The sequence below is a fragment of the Microbacterium sp. KUDC0406 genome (assembly GCF_021582875.1).
GTDB lineage: Bacteria > Actinomycetota > Actinomycetes > Actinomycetales > Microbacteriaceae > Microbacterium.
This window is the reverse complement of the sequence record NZ_CP091138.1, coordinates 2141307-2163806: the sequence shown is the minus strand read 5'-3', so window position 1 is coordinate 2163806 and position 22500 is coordinate 2141307. Positions and strand designations below refer to the sequence as shown.

The following is a 22500-nucleotide window of genomic DNA, read 5'->3' as shown; positions in this document are numbered from 1 at the left end:
TCGCTCAGCGGTCGCCCCGCGAGGAGCGTCAGCGACGAGACCGCATGCTCTCGTCAAGGTGCGTGAGGATGGCTTTCCAGCACCTCTGTGCATGGACCGGACTATGGCTGATACCGGGCACGGCAACCGCCTCGTCGGCTGATGTCGCGAGTGCGCCTTCGGAGGTCATTGGGGGAAGGTGGAACGCGTGCTCTGCGCCACCGCAGACGAGTAGCTGCCAGTCCACACGAGCATTGTCCATCTCGTCGATGAAGGCTTGACGTGCCTCCGGTGGTGACAATGGGTCCTTGGAGCCGACGCAAGCAAGAACCGGGCACCTGATCTGTCGAGAGTCTTCAGGGCGTATCGCCGCGAGGATCGGGTTGACGGCCGCGATCGCTCGAAGATCTGCTCCCCCGCGACCGAGCTCCAGCGCAATGGTCCCGCCCGCGCCATAACCAATTGCCGCCACACGACCAGAATCGGCTCGCGGGTGACTCAGAAGGACGTCGATCGCTGTCTGCCCAACCGCGCGGCATCGCTCAGGGCTGCTGAGGAGCGGACCCAGCCGTTCCATCATTGCCGCGGGATCGGAGTACCACCGACCCGAGTGGTAGTCCATCGCCAAGGCGATGTAGCCCTGCTCTGCAAGCAGGTCGGCGCGTCGCCGCTGGAAATCGTTCAGGCCTGCACCCTCATGGGCGATAAGGACGGCGGGCCGAATATCCGCCCCTGAAGGCACGGCGAGATGACCGTACATCTGCTCACCCTCGGACTCGTACTCGACCGTCCGCGTCGCAATGCTGTGGGCCCTGTCAGTCGAATCCGCTGAATGGGCGGTTTCATGATTGAAAATCAAGGTCGTTCTCCGTTCTGTCTGCGTTGGGGAATTCAAGGTCACGCAGACACTCGGAGGAGCGCGGATCAGACTACGACCAGGTTGCCGTCCCGGGAGCGGCCCGTGTGGGCCTGACTGGTCATCATCGTTGAAGCATACCGGCTGAGCGGATGAGGGGATCTCGCTTCTCCGTCGCTCGCTCAACGAACACCTTCGTCGCTCGCTCAACGACCCTGGGAGGGGTCGCGGGCGACCATGGCCTGCCAGACTGTCACGATGGCGACCTACACCCACGGGCATCACGAATCCGTCCTGCGCTCGCACAGCAACCGCACGATCGCGAACTCCGCGGCGTATCTCGCCGACCACCTCACGCCTGACGTCGCGCTCCTCGACGTCGGCGCGGGCCCGGGACGATCACGATGGAGTTCGCCGAGCGCGTCGCGCACGTGACGGCCACCGAGATCGGCGCGGACGAACTCGCCCTGTCGCAGAGGCTCGCCGCGGAGCGCGGCATCCGCAACATCGACTTCGCCGTGCAGGACGTGCACGCGCTGTCGTTCGCCGACGACACCTTCGACGTGGTGCACGCTCACCAGGTGCTGCAGCATGTCGCCGATCCGGTGCAGGCCCTGCGCGAGATGCGCAGGGTGACGAAGCCGGGCGGCATCGTCGCGGCGCGCGATTCCGACTACTCCGGCTTCATCTGGTTCCCGGTGCTGCCCGAGCTCGACGAGTGGCTGCATCTGTACAAGGCCGCCGCGCGGGCGAACGGCGGTGAGCCGGATGCCGGGCGACGGCTGCTGTCCTGGGCCCGCACCGCGGGGTTCAGCGACGTGACGGCCTCGGCTTCCCTCTGGTTCTACGCGACGCCCGAGGAGCGCGAATGGTGGGGCGGGATGTGGGCCGACCGCATCCTGGAGTCCGCGCTCGCGCGGCAGCTGCTCGCGGGCGGTTTCGCCACCGAGGACGACCTGCAGCGCATCAGCGACGCCTGGCGCGCGTGGGCGGCATCCGGCGACGGCTGGTACCTCATTCCGCACGGCGAGATCCTCTGCCGGGTGTGACCGAATCCAGCCGGGGGTGGGATACATCTCCGGACGGATGCCGGGCACGGAACCCCTCGCGTAGCGTGGTGACGTGATCAGATCCGTTCCGCGTCGCTGGCTGGTGCTCGACATCGTCGGCTCCGTATTCGGCTTCCTGGTCACCGCGCCGCTCGCGTTCATCATGGGCGCGGGCTCGCTGAGCGCCTGGCTGACGCCGGACTGGCTCTCGAACGCGCTCTCCATCGTCATCAGCCTCGTACTGTGGGGCGCAGCGGCGATCAGCCGGCTCTCGCCGTTCCTGGCGCTGATGATCTCGTGGGGCGCCTGCATCGTGCAGATGGCGACGGGGCTGCCGCCGATGCCGAGCAACGTCGCCGTGTTCGTGGTGCTGTTCGCCGCCGCGGCCTGGGGATCGAGGTCGCTGCTCTGGGCGGGCGGCATCTCGGCGGTCGTCGGCGGCGTCGTGGCGGGGCTGTACATCGGCGTGCAGCAGTTCGGCATGTCGGGAAGCCTGCTCTCCGAGGGCATGCGCGTGCTGCTCGTCGCAGCGCTGATGGGCTCGGTCGTCGGGCTCTCGCTCGCGCTGTCGTGGGGCGCCGGCCTGCTCTGGCGACAGGTCGTGCGCGGGCGCGAGACCCGCGACGCTCAGCTGCGCGCCGAGGCGACCGCGGCGGAGGAGGCGGAGCGCGTGCGCATCGCGCGCGACATGCACGACGTCGTCGCGCACTCGCTCGCCGTCGTGATCGCGCAGGCCGACGGTGCCCGCTACGCCGCGGCAGCCGATCCGCAGATCGCGCAGGAGGCGCTGGGCACGATCGCGCAGACCGCGCGTGGCGCGCTGTCGGACGTGCGGATGCTGCTCACCCAGCTTCGTCATCGGCAGGGCGACGGCCCGCAGCCGACGCTCGCCGACCTGGAGACCCTGTTCGCCCAGGTGCGGCAGGCCGGCGTCGAACCGCGCGTCACGGTCGACCCCATGCCGCCGGGCGAGCCGCCTGCGGCGATCCAGCTCGCCGTCTACCGCATCCTGCAGGAGGCGCTCACCAATGCCCTGCGGCATGGGACCGGCGGGGTCGACGTGCGGCTGAGCTGGTGGGCGGATGCCGTCGACGTCAGCGTCTCGAACACCGTGGACGCAGGGAAGACGCCGACCTCGGGCGGGCACGGCGTGATCGGTATGCGGGAGCGCGCGCAGCTCGTGGGCGGTACGCTTCAGGCCGAGCGTGCCGGCCAGCTCTTCGTCGTGAGCGCGCGGCTGCCCATCGGCCCTTCGACGGGCTCAGGGACCCAGGGATGACGCTTCGCGAGACGCAGGAGAACCCATGATCAACGTCGTGCTCGTCGACGACCAGGCGCTGTTCCGCGCCGGCATCCGGATGCTGGTGTCGTCGCAGCCCGACATGACCGTGGTGGGTGAGGCGGGCGACGGTCAGGAGGCGCTCGCCGTGGTCGCGCGCACCCGCCCCGACGTGGTGCTGATGGACATCCGGATGCCGGTGATGGACGGTCTGACCGCGACCGCCGAGATCCTCGCCCGGCCGGAGCCGCCGCGCGTCGTGATGCTCACGACCTTCGACCTCGACGAGGCCGCCGCCCGTGCGATCCGCCAGGGCGCGAGCGGCTTCCTGCTCAAGGACGCCGACCCGGAGTTCCTGCTCGCCGCGATCCGCACCGTGGAGTCGGGGTCGAGCGTGATCGCCGCGTCGGCGACCCGCGATCTGTTCGCGCACTTCACGCCGGAGACCAAACCGGTGCCCGCGTCCTACGCCGACCTCACCGAGCGCGAGCGCGAGATCTTCGCGCTCGCCGCACGCGGACTGTCGAACTCCGAGATCGCCACCCGCGAGTTCCTCAGCGAGGCGACCGTGAAGACGCACATCAGCCGCATCCTCACCAAGCTCGCGCTGCGCGACCGAGTGCAGCTCGTCGTCTTCGCGTTCGAGCACGGTCTGGCCTGACCCCCTCTCACGAAACTGCACGCCCGCGCCGAGACGGTGGCGTTAGCACCGCGACTCGGCGCGGGCATGCAGTCTCGGGGATCATCCTGCAGATGTACGCGGATGCATCCGCAGGGCGATGACCGGGCGCGAGCCCCGGAAATAGCGTCGAAGGCATGGAGATCACGACCTCGGGCCTCGGCCTCGCCGCCCGCGTCCAGCACCTCACCAAGACCTACGGCACCGGCGTCGCCGGCGTGCGCGCCCTCGACGACGTGAGTGTCGGCATCCGCCGCGGGCAGTTCACCGCGATCATGGGGCCGTCGGGCTCGGGCAAGTCGACCCTGATGCACATCATGGCGGGACTCGACGCACCGACCGAGGGTCGCGTGTGGATCGGCGACACCGAGATCAGCGAGCTCGGCGACCTCGAGATGACGATCCTGCGCCGCCGCCGCGTGGGCTTCATCTTCCAGGCCTTCAACCTCATCCCGACGCTCGACGCACTCGGCAACATCCTGCTGCCCTTCGAACTCGACGGCCGGCGGCCCTCGGCGATCGAGAAGGCGCGCATCGACGGGCTGGTCGAGACGCTCGGTCTCGGCGCGCGGCTGAAGCACCGTCCGCACGAACTGTCCGGCGGGCAGCAGCAGCGCGTGGCCATCGCGCGTGCGCTCGCCACGGCGCCGGATCTCGTGTTCGCCGACGAGCCGACCGGCAACCTCGACTCGGCCACCGGGCGCGAGGTGCTGCAGCTGCTCGCCACCGCGAGCCGTGAGCACGGGCAGTCGATCGCGATGGTCACCCACGACGCGATCGCCGCCAGTCACGCCGATCGGGTGCTGTTCCTCGGCGACGGCCGCATCGTCGCCGATCACCCGCAGCTGTCGGCCGAGCAGATCGCGGCGCACATGCTGGCCGCGGAGTCGGGCAGCGGGGTGGCGGCATGACCGCCCTCGCCGCCGACCTGCGCGCGGCGCGTCCGTCTCGCACGGCCTGGATGCGCGAGCGGGGCATGGGTGCGAGCATCCTGGTCTCCGCGCTCGCCGCAGGGTTCGGGGTGTTCCTCGTCGAGGTGACCACCTACATCGGGATGCTGCTGCAGGCCGACCCGTTCATCGGCGACAGCGAGACGCTCGCGCTCGTCGTGACGATCCTGTCGGTACTGCTCACCGGCGTCGCGATGTACGTCGCCGCGATCGTGACCGCGAACACGTTCACGACGATCATCGCCGGCCGCACCCGCCGCATCGCGCTGATGCGGCTGATCGGTGCCTCCGCTCGTTCGCAGCGCGAGGAGGTCGCCCGGCAGGGACTCGCCGTCGGCGTGCTGGGCGCGCTGTTCGGCATGAGCGCCGGAATGATGCTCGCGAACATCGGCGCGATCGCGGGGGCGGAGCTGCTGGAGAACGCACCGGCGGACTTCACGACGCTGCAGCCCGCCCTCGTGCTGCCCGCCGTCGGCGTCGCGCTGACGACCTGGGTCGCCGCCTGGGCGGGGTCGAGGAGGGTGCTGGATGTGACCCCGCTTCAGGCGATCGGTGGCGCGGTCGAGCGCGGACACGACGAGGTCGCATCACGGTCGGGGCGCCACATCGGCGCGCTGGTGCTGATGATCATCGGAGTGGTGCTGCTGGCGGCGGGCGTGGCGCTCGGCCTGGTGTCGCCGCTGGGCGTCGTCATCGCGTTCTTCGGGGGCGTGCTCTCGTTCACCGCCCTCGCGATCGGCGCCGTGCTCGTGATGCCGCCGGTGCTGCGGATGGTGGGCCGGATGTTCGGCAGCAGCGCGACCGCGAAGCTCGCGGCCGAGAACGCGCTGCGGCACCCGGAGCGGTCCAGCAGGATGGCGATCGGCGTCGTGATGGGGGTCACGCTCGTCACCATGTTCGCCGTCGCGCTGGAGTCGGCCAAGGTGCTGATGATGCGGCAGAGCGAGGGGGAGTTCGTCGAGGGGTTCTTCGCCCCGATGGACGCATTCGCGAACATCATGATGCTCCTGGTCGCCGTCGCGGCCGTGATCGCCGCCGTCGGCCTGGTGAACCTGCTCACGATCGGGGTCGTGCAGCGCAAGCGCGAACTGGGGCTGCTGCGCGCGATCGGGCTGACCGGCAGGCAGGTGCGCCGGATGGTGCTGCTCGAGGCGGCCCACATCACGATCGCCGCCACGCTGCTGGGCCTCGTGCTCGGCGTGATCTACGGCTGGATCGCCGCGCAGTCGCTGCTCGGCTCGGTGCCGGTGCTGCCCGACTTCGAGCCCGCCGGGTTCGTGTGGCCCGCGGTTCCGTGGGTGCCGATCGCGATCATCGCGGCGTCGACCGCCGTTCTGACGCTGATCGCCGCGGTCGCACCGACCCGCCTGGCCACGCGAGTGCAGCCGGTGGAGGCGCTCGCCGCGGAGTGACTGCTTCTCGCGGATCGGTGAAGGCATCCCTCTACGCTGGAGGGATGCCTTCACCGTTCGATCAGTCCCCGTATCAGGTGCGCCTCGAATGGGGCGCGGAGGGGCTCGCCCGCCTCGCACCGGCAGATGTCGTGATCGCGGTGGATGTGCTGCGGTTCTCCACGACGGTGACCGAGCTGGTCGAGGCAGGCACCGAGATCGCGCTGGACGGTGCGCGGATCTGGTCCAGCAACGGCGCGGATGTCGCGGAGGCCGCCGTGATGACCGGCGCGGAGGTGCTGCTCGGCGGCATCCGGAACGCCTCGGCCGTGGCATCCGCCGTGATGTCGCTGCAGGAGCGCCGAGGCGACCGCACCTCGGTCACCGTCATCGCCGCGGGGGAGCGGGCGGCCGACGGTTCGCTGCGGTTCGCGGTCGAGGACCTGCTCGGCGCCGGCGCCGTGATCTGCGCGCTCATCGATCTCGGCATCGATCACACCTCGCCCGAGGCGGTCGCCGCCGCGGAGTCGTTCCGCGCGCTGCGTCGCGGTCTGCGGCACCTGCTCTCCGCGAGCGGCTCGGGCCGCGAGCTCGCGATCGGCGTGGCATCCACCGCGCGGATGACGGATGCCGGCATCCGTCCCGCGACGCCCGAGGAGGCCTCCGAGCATGATGCGAGCGGCGCCGTGCCGCACCTGCGCGACGGGGTGTTCCGGGCATTCGTCTGAGTCGGACTGCGCCGCCTTCGGGGCTGCGAGCGGACCACTGGGGATCGAGCGCACCACTTGACCGCGAGCGCACCACTTGGCCGCGAGCGCACCAGCTGTCGACGTCGATAGCCGGTTCAGTCGACGCGAGCCGGTGCGCTCAGGACGCGCCCGGCAGCGGCTCGCGCGTGAGTCCGGACATGACGCGAGCCTGGTCGCTCACGCTCTGATCCACTGAGCGCATCAATGCGTGAGCGCCGGCGGCGACGAGGGACGGGCAGACCGGTCTCGGCGGAGATGACGGTCGGCGCGTAGGGTCGAGGCATGAGGTTCCTCCCCGCCTTCGTGCTCGATGCCCTGTTCGTGCTCGTCTTCGCCGCGATCGGCCGCGCCTCGCACTCCGAGGATCCGGCGGGTTTCCTCCTCACCGCGTGGCCGTTCCTCGTCGCGCTCGTTGTCGGGCACCTGCTGGCGCTGCTGCTGCCGGGTCGTCCGCGGCGCCCGTGGGGGATGCTCTGGGGTCTCGTGGTCTGGATCGTGACCGTCGCCGGCGGGATGCTGGTGCGCGTGCTCTCGGGCGACACCGCCGCAGTGCCGTTCATCATCGTCGCGGCGATCACGCTCGGCGTCTTCCTGCTCGGCTGGCGGGGGATCGCGGCGCTGGTGCGTCGTCGTCGCCCGCGCGGCGCTCAGCTCGAGTAGCCCTCAGCCCGGGGCCGCGGCGCTCAGCTCGAGTAGCCCTCAGCCCGGCCACCGGCATCCGGCCTGATCCGCGCGGCTGTTTCCCGGTCGCGCTACTGATCTCGGCGTCGCGTGTGCTTCGCGCTGCTGTTCTTGGCACGTGCTGCGCGTATCTGCGCCGCGCGAGCAAGGGAGTGCCGCGCAAACGCGCGGCGGGTGGGATGGCGACAACGACGGCTCGCGCTACTGATCTCGGCGTCGCGTGTGCTTCGCGCTGCTGTTCTTGGCACGTGCTGCGCGTATCTGCGCCGCGCGTGCAAGGAAGCGCCGCGCGAGCAAGGAAGTGCCGCGCGAACGGCGAAGCGGCCGGACGGCGGGCAGAGAAGTGTCGCGGGGGAGGCGATGCGCAGCGCGAGGCATGGCGTCGGCGAGGGGACGACAACCACGCGAGCGACGCCGGCCGCCTGCCCAGTCCGGCCGCCTGCCCAGTCCGGCCGCCTGCCCAGCGGCGGGAGCTCGCGCCTCAGCGCGGTGTCTGGGCGGCGAGGCGGACGGCCGGGGTGATCTCGCGGTGTGTCCAGTCGAATGCGAACCGCGGGTCGTAGCTGCGCGAGCACTTGGCGCATGAGATCGGACGCCCCGGCCGGCGATGCCGGTACACCAGGTGCCCCGAGGGGCATCTGCCCACCCACGGCGCGAGCTCGGTGGCGGTCTCTCCGTGGTGGGTCGTGCCGCCGACGTAGCCCAGGTCTGCGGCGATGCGCTTCCAGTCGCGGCCGTGCGCGGCGGCGGGACCCGCGAGTGCGTGAGCCACCTCGTGCAGCAGCACCTGGTGGATCTCGTCGTCGTCGAACCGGGCCGCCAGATAGCGCGAGAGGGTGATCGTGCTCGTGGTGTAGTGGCACGCCCCGGCGCGCCGCTTGGCGTGATCGAACTCGAACGACCACGACGGGTCGAGGTGCAGGCGGATGAGCGCGTCGGCCCAGATGCGCACCCGCTTCAGATCAGCCATGCCGCAACAGTAGATCAGCCGGCCGACATCCCGGTGCAGGACGGGTCAGATCGCGACGGGTTCGACCGTGCTGCGGCGCTCGGACGCCTCGATCGCGAGCAGCGCGGTCTCGAGATCACGGTCCTCGGCGCCGGCTTCGCGGCGCAGGAACAGCGAGCGCTTGAAGCTCTCGCGCGCCTGCTCGTAGTCGCCGGCGTCGTAGGCGTTCTTGCCGTGGTGCTGGTGAGCGAAGGCGGCGACCTGCGCCCACCCCTGGCCCTCCGCCTCGGATGCCACGTGCGCGAGCTCCTGCTCGGCCGCCGTGTGCTTGCCCAGGTACTGCAGGATCGTCGCGTGCAGCACCCGAGCCCGCAGCAGGTCCTTGCGGGTGCCGGCCATGCGGGCCTGGCGTACCGCCTCCTCGGACAGCGGCAGGGCGTCATCCAGGCGGCCGGTCACCTTCAGCAGCCAGACGCGCTCCATCAGGGCCGGCAGGCTGCGCTGCGACTCGATCTCGTCGAGACGCAGCTCGCACTCGCGCTGATTCACCAGTTCGCGAAGGGTATCGGGGTCATAACCCTGGATCAGACTCATTGCTCGACTCTCCCTTCCGCGACGGCTTCTGACAGTCTGCCCTCTCGGGCCGGGAACCTCCTGAGGCGCGCCCTGCCCGCCGTCGTTCCACACCGTCGAGCCGGGTACGTGTTCTCCACATTCCTGCGTCCGTGCCCTGGCCGGATGCCGGCGCATGCGGCATCCTGTCCGGGAGCGCGCACATCCGGCGCACCCGAACGAAGGAGTTCCCATGCCTCCCGCATCCGACGCCTCTGCCCGCCGCAGGCGCCTCGCGCCCGTCGTGGTGCTCGGATCATTCGCCCTCGCCGCCGCGCTCCTGCCGGCGTCCGTCGCCGTGGCGGATGACGCTCCGAAGGTGTCGGTCGCCGGCGACGCCGTGCCGGGCACCACGACGATCAACGGGTACCGCAACGTCGGCTACTACGGGCAGTGGATGGCGAACGACCCGGCCACCTCTCTCAAGACGCTGTTCACGGCCGGCGCGCACAGCGGCGCCCTGACCCACCTGAACTACTCGTTCGGCAACATCGCCGGCAGCGAGGAGGCGCTCGACGCCGCCCGCGCCGACGGCGTGCAGGGCCTCGACGGCGTGCAGCCCTACACCTGCTTCATCTCCGACGGCGTCGCCCCGGCGGCGGGCGAGACCGAGACCGCCGGCGAGGCGCAGGCCGACTTCATGCGCGCCTACTCGGCCGACGAGTCGGTGCTGGGCATCGCCGACACGAAGAATCAGAAGCTCGCCGGCGCGATGAACCAGGTGGCGCAGCTGAAGAGGATCAACCCCGACCTGCGTGTGCTGGTGTCGCTGGGCGGATGGTCGTGGTCGAAGTCGTTCTCGACCGCCGTCGCGACCCCGAGCGCCGCACCGCGCTGGTGGAGTCGTGCATCGACATCTACCTCGACGGAGACCTGCCGGTGATCGACGGCCGCGGCGGCCCCGGCGCGGCGGCAGGGCTGTTCGACGGCTTCGACCTGGACTGGGAGTGGCCGGGAGCGCCGGACTGGTCGCAGGAGGCCGGCAACGCCGTCGATCCGGTGAACGACCGGGCCAACTTCCTCGCGTTCGTGCAGGAGCTGCGCGCCGCACTGGATGCCCGTGAGGCGAGCACCGGCCGTGAGTACGAGATCTCCGCATTCCTGCCCGCCAGCCCCGGTGTGATCACCGCCGGCGGCTGGAACGATCCCGGGCTCTGGCAGAACCTCGACTTCGGCAACCTGCAGGGCTACGACCTGTGGGGCACCTGGGATCCGCTCACCGGCCACCAGGGCAACGTCCACGGCGACCCCGACCACAACTGGGGGCTCGGCCTGGACACCATCGTCGCCACCTACCGCAGTGCCGGCGTTCCCGCGGCGAAGCTGAACCTCGGGCTGGCCGCCTACGGACAGGGCTGGAAGGACGCCGATCACGAGCCGTGGCAGCAGTCCGGCGGCGGCATCGACGGCGGCACGCGCACGTGGGACCAGCTGCAGGACGCCGGCCTGGAGTACACGCACGAGCGCACCGCCGACGGCGAGTTCAACGCCACCTACGGCTACAACTCCGGGACCCGCGAGTGGTTCTCGCTCGACGACCCCACCGCGGTCACTGAGAAGACCAGATGGGCGATCGCCCAGGGGCTGGGCGGTGTGGACTACTGGCAGATCGCCGGCGATGCGAAGGGCGAGCTGTCGACGGCAGGGGCGGACGCGCTGCGCGCCGCAGCCCCCGGCCCGGTCGCGGGCACCGAGAAGACGGTCTGCGCGGCGACGCCGATCTGGAACGCCGGGCGCACCTACGGCGGCGGTGACAGGGTGACTCTCGACGGCAAGGTGTTCCAGGCGCTCTGGTACGCGAAGGGCACCATGCCCGGCACTGCGAAGAACGGCCCCTGGCAGACGGACGTCGACTGCGCCGCGGACTCCGACGCCGCGCAGGCCTGGTTCGCCGATCACGTGTACGTCGCGGGAGACATGGTCGTGCACGACGGAATCAGATACACCGCGCGCTGGTGGACGCGAGGCGATGCGCCGGGCGGCGAGAACTCGCCCTGGGTCGCCGGCTGACGCCGCCGCCTGGCGTCAGCGCAGGAAGAGGCTCGCGTCGGGACGGGGGGATGCCACGGCATCGGCGTCCGTCACGACGCGGGCCTTCTGCGCGAAGCTCGCGACCTCGGCGCCCTGCGCGATCTTCGCGGGGTGCGGCCCTGCGGCCAGCATCCGCGGCAGCCACTCCGTGGGCAGGGGAGCGGCGGATGCCGCGATTACGAGGTTCCCGAACCGGCGGCCCTTCAGCACCTGGGCGTCGGCCAGCACCGCGACATCCTCGAACACCGTCTGCACCGTGGCGACCTGGCGGCGCGCGAACGCCAGGCCGGGGCCGTCGGCGATGTTCGCCAGGAGCACGCCGTCGGGCGCGAGCAGCGCGGACAGCTCGCGGTAGAACTCCACGCTGGTGAGATCCGCGGGGGTCTGCGCACCCGAGAAGACGTCCGACACGACGAGATCGCAGGTGCCCTGCAGAGCGGCGGGCAGCCGGCCGACGCCCTCGCGCGCATCGCCGATCCGCACCCGGATGGATGCGCCCTTCGGCAGCGGAAGGTGCTCGCGCACCAGCTGCACGAGCGGCGCCTCGAGCTCGATGACCTGCTGCCGGGAACCGGGGCGGGTCGCCTCGACGTAGCGCGGGATGGTGAGCGCGCCGGCCCCGAGGTGCACCGCGGTCAGCGGGCCGGCCGGCAGCTGGTCGATCACCGCGCCCATCCGCACGATGTACTCGAAGTGCAGGTGCGTCGGGTCGTCCAGGTCGACGTGCGACTGGGGGGTGCCGTCGACGATCAGCTCGTATCCGCTGGTGAACGCGGATGCCGCGATCTCGGCGGTGCCGCCGTGATCCAGTCGCGCCCGGGGGTTCTCCTCGTGCTTCGCGCGCGACCGTCCCATGACTCGAGCGTACTCATACCCCACACTCAGGAAATCGTCAAGAACCTCACTTGCCATGTCGCGGAATCCGGCATATAGTAGGTAGTTGCGCTCGCTTCTCCCTGCCCTCATATGGTGGTCGGCATGTTGAGACCTGCGCGCGCACTCCACCGACGACGAGGAATCAACGAGCCCCGCACAGGCTCACGGAGGTTATTCCCTTGGCTGCTGCTCGCAACGCATCCACTTCCACCACCACACCCAAGAACGGACGCGGAGCATCCCGTCTCTCGTTCGCCAAGATCTCCGACACGCTGACGGTCCCCGACCTTCTCGCCCTCCAGACCGAGTCCTTCGGCTGGCTGGTCGGCAACGACGCCTGGAAGGCGCGCGTCGCCGAGGCGAAGAAGGCCGGCCGCACCGACGTGTCCGAGGTCTCTGGTCTCGGTGAGATCTTCGAGGAGATCTCCCCGATCGAAGACCTCGGCGAGACGATGCAGCTGAGCTTCACGAACCCGTACCTGGAGCCGGAGAAGTACTCGATCGACGAGTGCAAGGAGCGCGGCAAGACCTACGCCGCCCCGCTGTACGTCGAGGCCGAGTTCATGAACCACCAGACCGGTGAGATCAAGACCCAGACGGTCTTCATGGGCGACTTCCCGCTGCAGACCGACAAGGGCACATTCATCATCAACGGCTCCGAGCGCGTCGTCGTCTCGCAGCTGGTGCGTTCGCCCGGTGTCTACTTCGACAAGACTCCCGACAAGACGAGCGACAAGGACATCGTGTCGGCGCGCGTCATCCCGTCGCGCGGCGCCTGGCTCGAGTTCGAGATCGACAAGCGCGACCAGGTCGGTGTGCGCATCGACCGCAAGCGCAAGCAGTCCGTCACCGTCTTCCTGAAGGCGCTGGGCCTGACCAGCGAGGAGATCCTCGCCGAGTTCGCCGGCTTTGACACCATCGAGGAGACCCTGGCGAAGGACACCATCCTCACGCAGGAGGACGCCCTCCGCGACATCTACCGCAAGCTGCGTCCGGGCGAGCAGGTCGCCGCCGAGGCCGCGCGCTCGCTGCTGGACAACTTCTACTTCAACCCGAAGCGCTACGACCTGGCCAAGGTGGGTCGCTACAAGATCAACCAGAAGCTCGGCCTGGCGAACCCGCTGACCGACTCGGTGCTGACCCGCGACGACATCGTCGCGACGATCAAGTACATGGTGCGCCTGCACCGCGGCGACGAGACCTTCGAGGGCATCCGCGGCGGCAAGAAGACCGAGATCCGCCTGGCTGTCGACGACATCGACAACTTCGGCAACCGCCGCATCCGCGCGGTCGGCGAGCTGATCCAGAACCAGGTCCGCACCGGTCTGTCCCGCATGGAGCGCGTCGTCCGCGAGCGCATGACCACGCAGGACATCGAGGCGATCACCCCGCAGACCCTGATCAACGTGCGCCCCGTCGTGGCCGCGATCAAGGAGTTCTTCGGCACCTCGCAGCTGTCGCAGTTCATGGATCAGAACAACCCGCTCGCGGGTCTGACCAACAAGCGCCGCCTGTCGGCCCTGGGCCCCGGTGGTCTGAGCCGCGACCGCGCCGGCGTCGAGGTCCGTGACGTGCACCCCTCGCACTACGGCCGCATGTGCCCGATCGAGACTCCGGAAGGCCCGAACATCGGCCTGATCGGTGCGCTCGCGACGTTCGCGCGCATCAACTCGTTCGGCTTCATCGAGACCCCGTACCGCAAGGTCGAGAACGGTGCCGTCACCGAGCACATCGACTACCTGACCGCTGCCGAGGAGAGCGACTTCAACATCGCTCAGGCCAACGCGCCGCTCGACGCCAAGGGCCGCTTCACCGAGAGCCACGTCCTCGCGCGTCCGAAGGGCGGCTCGGGCGAGGTGGACCTGTTCGTGCCGGAGGAGATCGGCTACATCGACGTCTCACCGCGCCAGATGGTGTCGGTCGCGACCTCGCTCGTGCCCTTCCTCGAGCACGACGACGCGCAGCGCGCGCTGATGGGCGCGAACATGCAGCGCCAGGCCGTGCCGCTGCTCCGCTCGGACTCGCCGCTGGTCGGCACCGGTATGGAGGGCTACACCGCGATCGACGCCGGTGACGTGGTCACCGCCGCGAAGGCCGGTGTCGTCTCCGAGGTCTCCGCAGACAAGGTCACCGTGCAGCTCGACGAGGGCGGCATCCAGGAGTACCACCTGCGCAAGTTCGACCGCTCCAACCAGGGCACGTCGTACAACCAGCGCGTGATCGTCTCCGCCGGTGAGCGCGTCGAGGTCGGCGAGGTCATCGCCGACGGTCCGGCGACCGAGAACGGCGAGCTGGCGCTCGGAAAGAACCTGCTCGTGGCGTTCATGCCGTGGGAGGGCCACAACTTCGAGGACGCCATCATCCTGAGCCAGGAGCTGGTGAAGGACGACACCCTCTCGTCGATCCACATCGAGGAGTACGAGGTCGACGCCCGCGACACCAAGCTGGGCAAGGAGGAGATCACCCGTGACCTCCCCAACGTCAGCCCCGAGCTGCTGAAGGACCTCGACGAGCGCGGCATCATCCGCATCGGCGCCGAGGTCCGCCCCGGCGACATCCTGGTCGGAAAGGTCACACCGAAGGGCGAGACCGAGCTCTCCGCCGAGGAGCGCCTGCTCCGCGCGATCTTCAACGAGAAGAGCCGCGAGGTCCGTGACACCTCCCTGAAGGTGCCGCACGGCGAGCAGGGCACGATCATCGCGGTCAAGGAGTTCAACGCCGAGGAGGGCGACGACGAGCTGGGCTCGGGCGTCAACCGCCGCGTCGTGGTCTACATCGCCCAGAAGCGCAAGATCACCGAGGGCGACAAGCTCGCCGGCCGCCACGGCAACAAGGGCGTCATCGCGAAGATCCTGCCGGTCGAGGACATGCCGTTCCTCTCGGACGGCACCCCGGTCGACGTGGTCCTGAACCCGCTCGGCATCCCGGGCCGCATGAACTTCGGCCAGGTGCTGGAGACCCACCTCGGGTGGATCGCCAAGACCGGCTGGAAGGTCGAGGGCAACCCCGAGTGGGCCGTCAAGCTGTCCGACGAGGCGCGCGACGTCGCCCCGAACACCAAGGTCGCGACCCCGGTGTTCGACGGCGCCAGCGAGCAGGAGATCTCGGGTCTGCTCGACTCGACGCTCCCCACCCGCGACGGCGACCGCCTGATCGACGCGTCCGGCAAGACCCAGCTGTTCGACGGCCGCTCCGGCGAGCCGTTCCCGGCCCCGGTCTCGGTGGGCTACATGTACATCCTGAAGCTGCACCACCTCGTCGACGACAAGATCCACGCACGCTCGACGGGCCCTACTCGATGATCACCCAGCAGCCGCTCGGCGGTAAGGCCCAGTTCGGTGGCCAGCGCTTCGGTGAGATGGAGGTCTGGGCGCTCGAGGCCTACGGCGCCGCCTACGCGCTGCAGGAGCTGCTGACGATCAAGTCCGACGACATCCTCGGCCGCGTCAAGGTGTACGAGGCGATCGTCAAGGGCGAGAACATCCAGGAGCCGGGCATTCCGGAGTCCTTCAAGGTGCTCATGAAGGAGATGCAGTCCCTCTGCCTGAACGTCGAGGTGCTCTCGGCCGACGGCACGGCTGTGAACCTGCGCGACACGGATGACGAGGCCTTCCGCGCAGCGGAGGAGCTCGGCATCAACATCTCCAGCCGCTTCGAGGCCGCGTCGATCGACGAGATCTGACGCCGGCCCCCGGCATCCAACTTTTCTTCAGAAGAATTTCGACACAGGAGAACTCAGTGCTCGACGCAACAACTTTCGATGAGCTTCGGATCGGACTGGCGACCGCTGACGACATCCGCGGATGGTCGTACGGCGAGGTCAAGAAGCCCGAGACGATCAACTACCGCACGCTCAAGCCCGAGAAGGACGGCCTCTTCGGCGAGCAGATCTTCGGACCCAGCCGTGACTGGGAGTGCGCCTGCGGCAAGTACAAGCGCGTCCGCTTCAAGGGCATCGTCTGCGAGCGCTGCGGCGTGGAGGTCACCAAGAGCTCCGTCCGCCGCGAGCGCATGGGCCACATCGAGCTCGCCGCGCCCGTGACGCACATCTGGTACTTCAAGGGCGTGCCCTCGCGCCTCGGGTACCTGCTCGACATGGCGCCGAAGGACCTCGAGAAGGTCATCTACTTCGCCGCCTACATGGTGATCTCGGTCGACGAGGATGCTCGTCACCGCGACCTCGCCACGCAGGAGAACAACATCCGTCTCGAGCTGAAGACGCTCGGCGACCGCCGCGACGCCAAGATCGCGGAGCGGATGGCCAGGCTGGAGGAGGAGCTCGCCGCACTCGAGGCGGAGGGCGCCAAGGCCGACCAGAAGAAGAAGGTCAAGGACGCCGCCGAGAAGGAGATGACCCTCACCCGCAAGGGTGCCGACGAGGCCATCGCCAAGCTCGAGCGCGTGTGGGAGGACTTCCGCACCCTCGAGGTGGGCGCGCTGCGTCCCGAGGACGACGTCTTCCACGAGCTGCAGGACCGCTTCGGTCAGTACTTCGAGGCCTACATGGGCGCCGAGTCCATCCAGCGTCGCCTGGCCGCCTTCGACCTGGCCGCCGAGGCCGAGTCGCTGCGGCTGCAGATCGCCGAGGGCAAGGGCCAGCGCAAGATCCGTGCGATCAAGCGTCTGAAGGTCGTCAACTCGTTCCTCGAGACCGGCATGAGCCCGGCCGCGATGGTGCTCGACGTCGTCCCGGTGATCCCGCCGGAGCTGCGTCCGATGGTGCAGCTGGACGGTGGCCGCTTCGCGACCTCCGACCTGAACGACCTGTACCGTCGCGTGATCAACCGCAACAACCGTCTGCGTCGTCTGATCGACCTCGGCGCCCCCGAGATCATCGTCAACAACGAGAAGCGGATGCTGCAGGAGGCCGTCGACGCACTGTTCGACAACGGCCGCCGCGGTCGCCCCGTCACCGGTACCGGCAACCGTGCCCTGAAGTCCCTCAGCGACATGCTGAAGGGCAAGCAGGGTCGTTTCCGCCAGAACCTGCTCGGCAAGCGCGTCGACTACTCGGGCCGTTCGGTCATCGTCGTCGGCCCGCAGCTGAAGCTGCACCAGTGCGGTCTGCCCAAGCAGATGGCTCTGGAGCTGTTCAAGCCGTTCGTGATCAAGCGCCTGATCGACCTCGGTCACTCGCAGAACATCAAGGCCGCGAAGCGCGCCGTCGAGCGCACCCGTCCCGAGGTCTGGGACGTGCTCGAGGAGATCATCCGCGAGCGCCCCGTGCTGCTGAACCGCGCCCCCACCCTGCACCGCCTGGGCATCCAGGCCTTCGAGCCTCAGCTCGTCGAGGGCAAGGCCATCCAGCTGCACCCGCTCGTCTGCGCCGCCTTCAACGCGGACTTCGACGGTGACCAGATGGCCGTGCACCTGCCGCTGTCGGTCGAGGCTCAGGCCGAGGCCCGCGTGCTGATGCTCGCGTCGAACAACATCCTCAAGCCGTCCGACGGCCGCCCGGTGACCCTGCCCTCGCAGGACATGATCATCGGTCTGCACCACCTCACCACCGTCACCCCCGGTGCCGCCGGTGAGGGCCGTGCGTTCGGCTCGGTCGGCGAGGCGATGCTGGCCCGCGACGAGGGCACGCTCGACCTGCAGGCGAAGGTCCGCATCCGCGTTCCCGGTCTGACCTTCCTCGAGGGCGAGGCCCCCGAGGGATACGAGCGTCATGGTCTTCTCGACGCCTCGCTGGGTCAGGCGATCTTCAACGACGCACTGCCGAAGGGCTACCCGTTCGTGCGCGAGGTCGCCGACAAGGGCAAGCTGTCGCAGATCGTCAACAAGCTGGCCGAGGAGTACCCCAAGGTCGAGACGGCGGCGACGCTGGACCGCATCAAGGACGCCGGCTTCTACTGGGCCACCCGTTCGGGTGTCACGGTGGCGCTGAGCGACATCCTCACCCCGCCGAACAAGGCGGAGATCGTGGCCGGCTACGAGAAGCAGGCCGCGAAGGTCCAGTCGCAGTACGAGAAGGGTCTCACCACCGACGCCGAGCGTCGCCAGGAGCTCATCAAGATCTGGACCGAGGCGACCGACGAGGTCCAGGCCGCGATGAAGGCGAACTTCCCGATCGACAACACCATCAACCGCATGGTGTCGTCGGGCGCTCGTGGTAACTGGCTGCAGATCCGCAACATCGCGGGTATGCGCGGTCTGGTGAACAACCCCAAGGGTGAGATCATCCCGCGTCCGATCATCTCCTCGTACCGCGAGGGTCTGTCGGTGGCGGAGTACTTCATCGCGACGCACGGTACTCGTAAGGGTCTGGCCGACACCGCTCTGCGCACCGCCGACTCGGGTTACCTGACCCGTCGTCTGGTGGACGTCTCGCAGGATGTCATCATCCGCGAGCAGGACTGCGGCACGTCCAAGGGTCTCGAGCTGCCCATCGCGGCTCCGAACTCGCAGGGTGAGCTGGTCCGCGACGCGAACGTCGAGAACTCGGTGTTCGCCCGCACCCTGGCATCCGATGTCGTCAGCGAGTCGGGCGAGGTCCTCGCCTCGGCCGGTGACGACGTGGGCGACGTGCTGATCGACAAGCTGGTCGAGGCCGGTGTCGAGACCATCAAGGTCCGCTCCGTCCTGACCTGCGACTCGGCCGTCGGCGTCTGCGCGCAGTGCTACGGCCGTTCGCTCGCGACCGGCAAGACCGTCGACATCGGCGAGGCCGTCGGCATCATCGCGGCCCAGTCGATCGGTGAGCCCGGTACCCAGCTGACGATGCGTACCTTCCACACCGGTGGTTCGGCCTCGGCCGATGACATCACCCAGGGTCTGCCGCGCGTGCAGGAGCTCTTCGAGGCTCGCACGCCGAAGGGCGCCTCCCCGATCGCCGAGGCCGACGGCCGCATCACGATCGAGGAGAACGACAAGGGCAAGAAGGTCATCCTGACGCCCGACAGCGGTGAGGAAGAGGTGGTCTACCCGGTGCTGAGGCGTGCGACGCTTCTCGTCGAGAACGGGCAGCACGTCACCGTCGGTCAGCCTCTGCAGGTCGGCACGCTCGACCCCAAGGAGGTCATGCGCGTCATGGGCGCCCGCGAGGTGCAGCGTTACCTCGTCAATGGCGTGCAGGGCGTCTACCGCTCGCAGGGTGTGCCGATCCACGACAAGCACATCGAGGTCATCGTGCGCCAGATGCTGCGCAAGGTCACCGTCGTCGACCACGGCGACACGACCCTGCTGCCCGGCGAGATGGTCGACCTCAAGCGCTACCAGTCGATCAACCGCGAGTCGGTGTCCGAGGGCAAGCGCCCGGCGTCGGGCCGTCCGGAGCTGATGGGTATCACCAAGGCTTCGCTGGCGACCGAGTCCTGGCTGTCGGCCGCGTCCTTCCAGGAGACGACCCGCGTGCTCACGCAGGCCGCCATGGAGGGCAAGCGCGACCCGCTGGTCGGCCTCAAGGAGAACGTCATCATCGGTAAGCTCATCCCGGCCGGAACCGGTCTCGCCAAGTACCGTGACATCACGGTCGAGGCGACCGAGGAGGCCAAGAGCGAGCGCTACCCGAACCGGATCTTCGCATCCGACGGCGCGTACGCCGAGGGCGACTTCGGCTACGTCGACTTCGACGCGTTCTCGACCGACGACATCACGCCCGGCACCTACAACTGAGTGCTGATGTGACAGAGGCCCCGGCCCCTCTTCGGAGGGTCCGGGGCCTTCGTCGTAGGTCGTGCTCGCCCGGGGCCCGAGACTCCTCGTCCGGGAGGAGCTCGCTCGTCCGGGAGGAGTTCGCTCGTCCGGGAGGATGTTTCGCGGAGGATCCTCCTCCTGAACCTGCGACCTCCTCCCGGGCGGGTGGCTCGCGCGGGCCTGGGTCAGTTCCAGATGCTCGCGATGATCGCGTCGGTATAGCCCTTCGGGGCGAGGTTCGAGTACTGGGTGTCGATGAGCACACCCTGCCGGTAGAACAGCGTGCGGCCGTCGGTAACCGGGTAGTCCTCGTTCTTCCAGACCTTCTCGCAGCGGGTGCCCTCGTCGGGCGTGTAGCAGGTGTAGCCCTCGTCCATCAGGGCGTTGAGCTTCTCCAGGGCCGCTCCGCTGCGCTCGTGCTCGATCGTCGTGACGAGTCCCGTCGTGTCGGCCTGCGGGTCGCCCCACACGCACTTGAGCGATCCGTCGTCGAGTGTGCCGGAGGGGCCGAAGGCCTTGTCGTTCAGCGGCACGTCCTTCAGCTGGGCGAGCACGGCGGCCGAGAGGATGTTCCGGCAGTCCTTCGGGATCGCCACCGGCTTCACGGTCGGCGTCGCCGTGGGGGACGGCGTCTTGTCGCCGGCATCCGTGCCCTTCGTCGACGACGTCGTCGGCTTCGTGTCGGCGTCGCCCGGATCGGATGCCGCAGGCGCGCAGCCCGCGAGCAGGACGGATGCCGCGACGGCGGCGGCGATGGCGAACACGCGCGCGGCTCTCATGGCCACAGGCTAGTCCTGGGCCTCGCTGCGTCGCGCACGAAACGCGCCGAACCCCCGTCTGCGTGGCGCCCCGTCCGGTTGCCGAGGCCCCGTCTGGTTGCCGAGACCCCGTCTGGTTGCCGAGACCCCGTCTGGTTGCTCGTTGCTGCGGTGGGGTCTCGGCAACCCGGAGGGGTGTCGGGGTTTGGGACGCCCTGTCTGGTTGTCGAGGCCCCGCCTGGTTGTCGGCTGCTGCGGAGGGGCGGCGGCAACAAGGAGGGGTGTCGGCGAGTGGGGGCGCCGGAGCCATTGGGGCGCCGGAGCCAGAGGGGGCGCCGGAGCCAGTCGACGTCGGGGCGGCGCGATAGTCTCGCGGGATGGAGCAGGAGCAGGAAACGGCACGCGGCGCGGTCGTCATCGGAGACGCCCTGATCGACGAGATCCGGGATGACCGCGGCGTGCGCGAACTCGTCGGCGGTGCCGCACTGAACGTCGCGGTCGGCCTGCGCCGACTCGGCGTGCCGGTGACGCTCATCGCGATGGTCGGCGCGGACGAGCCGGGCGCGCACATCCGCGAGTACCTGGCCGACCATGGCGTCGCGCTGGTCGAGAGCCCGTCCGCGCTGGGCTCCTCGCGCGCCGTCGTGAGCCGCGCGCCGAACGGCGAGCCGGAGTACGTGTTCAACGAGGCCGCGCAGCGGCGCAGCATCCGTTACGACGATGCCGCGCGCAGGGCGATCGCGGATGCGGGGATCGTGGCCGTCAGCTGCTTCCCGTTCGACGTGCCCGCCGAGACGGACGCCCTGGTCGACGCGCTGGGCGAAGCGCCGCTCGCCATCGATCCCAACCCGCGGGCGGGGATGCTCACGGACCGCGACGAGTTCGTGCGCGGCTTCGAACGACTGGCGGCTCGAGCCTCGCTGGTCAAGGTCGGAGCGGACGACGCTGCGCTGCTCTACGACGGAGATCTCGAGGCCCTGCGCGAGCGACTGCGCGCCGCCGGAGCGACCGCCGTGCTGGCGACGGCGGGTGCCGACGGGGCCGTGCTCGACACGGATGCCGGAGTGGTGACGGCCCCGATCACGACGCTGCCCGGCCGGATCGTCGACACCGTCGGTGCCGGTGACGCGACGCTCGCCGCGGTCGCGGCAGGGCTCGTGGAAGGCGCGCCCTCGTCGGATGCGGGGTGGCAGGCGCTCCTGGACCGGGCGATGCTGATCGCCGCCGCGACGTGCCGCGCCGAGGGCGGCCTGCTGCGCACTCCCGAGTCCCTGGCCGAGTCGGACCGAGGGGTGCAGGGAAGCTGAGGCGTTAACGAACCGAGACCCCCGCTTCGCGAGGGTCTCGGTTCTGTGGGTGGCGAGTGAGGGATTCGAACCCCCGAAGCATTCCGCGGCTGATTTACAGTCAGCTCCCTTTGGCCGCTCGGGCAACTCGCCATGCACACCCGTCCGACTTGAACAGCCAACCGGGGGCGCGAAGAATCATATTACCCGCCGTGACGCCGCTCCGGAAATCGAGGCGATGCGGCGATCACAGGCGCTGCAGCCGGCGTTCGGGGCCTTCGATCCTGGCGATCGCGATCTTCGCCTCGACCAGCTCGTTCTCGACCCGAGGCGGGTGTCGAGGCCGGATCGGAACAGTGCACCGGCGCAGGACCGGTCAGCCGACGTTGCGCACCAGGATGCGCCAGCGCTCCGGGCCCTCGTCGAGGTACCGGGTGCGGAACTGGTCCCCATGCTTCGCCTCGAGCTGCGTGAGCAGGGGCACCGGGTCGTGCGTGGCCGAGACGACCATCGCTGAGCCAGGACGCAGCGACTCGATGGCGCCGAAGATCGCCGCGTGCCGGATGGCGTGCGGAATGGTCTGCACGTCGAGTTCGGGCAGCTCCTCGTCGTGCTCGCCGCAGGTGCAGCCCGCGGTCGGGCTCTGATCGACGGCCTCGGACCGTGAGTGGTGGATCTCGTTGTTCGCCATGGTTTTCTCCGTCCTCACCCGGATGCGGGTTCACCGCTGAGTTTATTAC

General features: G+C 69.3%; 15 protein-coding genes, 1 tRNA gene and 3 pseudogenes. 12 read left to right on the top strand and 7 right to left on the bottom strand.

Going from position 1 to position 22500, the window contains the following annotated elements:
- Positions 1 to 28: 28 nt before the first annotated feature.
- Positions 29 to 880, bottom strand: a complete 852-nt coding sequence (locus L2X99_RS10805) for a dienelactone hydrolase family protein (RefSeq protein ID WP_236135096.1) — start codon at positions 878 to 880, stop codon at positions 29 to 31.
- A 192-nt stretch (positions 881 to 1072) separates the two neighbouring features.
- Between L2X99_RS10805 and L2X99_RS10800 the strand changes: the two are divergent.
- From L2X99_RS10800 to L2X99_RS10770, 7 genes and pseudogenes are all read left to right on the top strand, one after another.
- Positions 1073 to 1884: pseudogene (locus L2X99_RS10800) on the top strand (class I SAM-dependent methyltransferase).
- 73 nt (positions 1885 to 1957) lie between these two features.
- On the top strand, positions 1958 to 3163 hold the full coding sequence (locus L2X99_RS10795; RefSeq protein ID WP_236135095.1) for a sensor histidine kinase: 1206 nt from the start codon (positions 1958 to 1960) through the stop codon (positions 3161 to 3163).
- Positions 3164 to 3188: 25 nt separating this feature from the next.
- On the top strand, positions 3189 to 3824 hold the full coding sequence (locus L2X99_RS10790; protein WP_236126736.1) for a response regulator: 636 nt from the start codon (positions 3189 to 3191) through the stop codon (positions 3822 to 3824).
- A 155-nt stretch (positions 3825 to 3979) separates the two neighbouring features.
- A complete protein-coding gene (locus L2X99_RS10785; protein ID WP_236126737.1) occupies positions 3980 to 4753 on the top strand; it encodes an ABC transporter ATP-binding protein in 774 nt (257 codons plus the stop codon).
- Positions 4750 to 6204 (top strand): ABC transporter permease, encoded by a 1455-nt coding sequence (locus L2X99_RS10780; protein WP_236135094.1) that lies wholly within the window; start codon positions 4750 to 4752, stop codon positions 6202 to 6204. The genes L2X99_RS10785 and L2X99_RS10780 overlap by 4 nt, the downstream gene beginning before the upstream one ends.
- Positions 6205 to 6248: 44 nt before the next feature.
- A complete protein-coding gene (locus tag L2X99_RS10775; protein ID WP_236135093.1) occupies positions 6249 to 6911 on the top strand; it encodes a 2-phosphosulfolactate phosphatase in 663 nt (220 codons plus the stop codon).
- A 303-nt stretch (positions 6912 to 7214) separates the two neighbouring features.
- The gene (locus L2X99_RS10770; protein WP_236126743.1) at positions 7215 to 7592 is read left to right on the top strand and encodes a DUF3054 domain-containing protein; all 378 of its coding nucleotides are present in this window, start codon (positions 7215 to 7217) and stop codon (positions 7590 to 7592) included.
- Positions 7593 to 8094: 502 nt separating this feature from the next.
- Here L2X99_RS10770 and L2X99_RS10765 read toward each other — a convergent pair.
- The gene (locus tag L2X99_RS10765) at positions 8095 to 8583 is read right to left on the bottom strand and encodes a SprT-like domain-containing protein (protein WP_236135092.1); all 489 of its coding nucleotides are present in this window, start codon (positions 8581 to 8583) and stop codon (positions 8095 to 8097) included.
- Positions 8584 to 8628: 45 nt separating this feature from the next.
- A complete protein-coding gene (locus L2X99_RS10760; protein WP_236126744.1) occupies positions 8629 to 9156 on the bottom strand; it encodes a hypothetical protein in 528 nt (175 codons plus the stop codon).
- A gap of 154 nt (positions 9157 to 9310) precedes the next feature.
- Here L2X99_RS10760 and L2X99_RS18595 point away from each other — a divergent pair.
- A pseudogene (locus L2X99_RS18595) lies at positions 9311 to 11004 on the top strand (glycosyl hydrolase family 18 protein); the annotation flags it as partial.
- Positions 10984 to 11184: a carbohydrate-binding protein gene (locus L2X99_RS18590; RefSeq protein ID WP_442923528.1), complete on the top strand. Its 201-nt coding sequence runs from the start codon at positions 10984 to 10986 to the stop codon at positions 11182 to 11184. The pseudogene L2X99_RS18595 and the gene L2X99_RS18590, both read left to right, overlap by 21 nt.
- Before the next feature lie 15 nt (positions 11185 to 11199).
- On the opposite strand, the gene L2X99_RS10745 is transcribed toward L2X99_RS18590, so the two are convergent.
- A complete protein-coding gene (locus L2X99_RS10745; RefSeq protein ID WP_236135091.1) occupies positions 11200 to 12060 on the bottom strand; it encodes a spermidine synthase in 861 nt (286 codons plus the stop codon).
- A gap of 200 nt (positions 12061 to 12260) precedes the next feature.
- Here L2X99_RS10745 and rpoB point away from each other — a divergent pair.
- Together rpoB and rpoC are read left to right on the top strand one after the other, a co-directional pair.
- Positions 12261 to 15763, top strand: a pseudogene (rpoB, locus tag L2X99_RS10740) (DNA-directed RNA polymerase subunit beta).
- A 56-nt stretch (positions 15764 to 15819) separates the two neighbouring features.
- The gene (rpoC, locus tag L2X99_RS10735) at positions 15820 to 19695 is read left to right on the top strand and encodes a DNA-directed RNA polymerase subunit beta' (RefSeq protein WP_236126748.1); all 3876 of its coding nucleotides are present in this window, start codon (positions 15820 to 15822) and stop codon (positions 19693 to 19695) included.
- A gap of 206 nt (positions 19696 to 19901) precedes the next feature.
- Here the strand turns inward: rpoC and L2X99_RS10730 are convergent, their stop codons facing one another.
- Positions 19902 to 20495 carry a hypothetical protein gene (locus L2X99_RS10730; RefSeq protein ID WP_236126749.1) on the bottom strand — a complete coding sequence of 198 codons (594 nt, stop codon included), beginning with the start codon at positions 20493 to 20495 and terminating at the stop codon, positions 19902 to 19904.
- A gap of 356 nt (positions 20496 to 20851) precedes the next feature.
- On the opposite strand from L2X99_RS10730, the gene L2X99_RS10725 reads away from it, so the two are divergent.
- Positions 20852 to 21781, top strand: a complete 930-nt coding sequence (locus L2X99_RS10725; RefSeq protein ID WP_236126750.1) for a PfkB family carbohydrate kinase — start codon at positions 20852 to 20854, stop codon at positions 21779 to 21781.
- 50 nt (positions 21782 to 21831) lie between these two features.
- On the opposite strand, the gene L2X99_RS10720 is transcribed toward L2X99_RS10725, so the two are convergent.
- Together L2X99_RS10720 and L2X99_RS10715 are read right to left on the bottom strand one after the other, a co-directional pair.
- Positions 21832 to 21913 (bottom strand) — tRNA-Tyr (locus tag L2X99_RS10720).
- A 223-nt stretch (positions 21914 to 22136) separates the two neighbouring features.
- Entirely contained in the window at positions 22137 to 22451 is a 315-nt protein-coding gene (locus tag L2X99_RS10715) for a DUF2249 domain-containing protein (RefSeq protein ID WP_236126751.1), read from the bottom strand.
- Between the last annotated feature and the right edge of the window lie 49 nt (positions 22452 to 22500).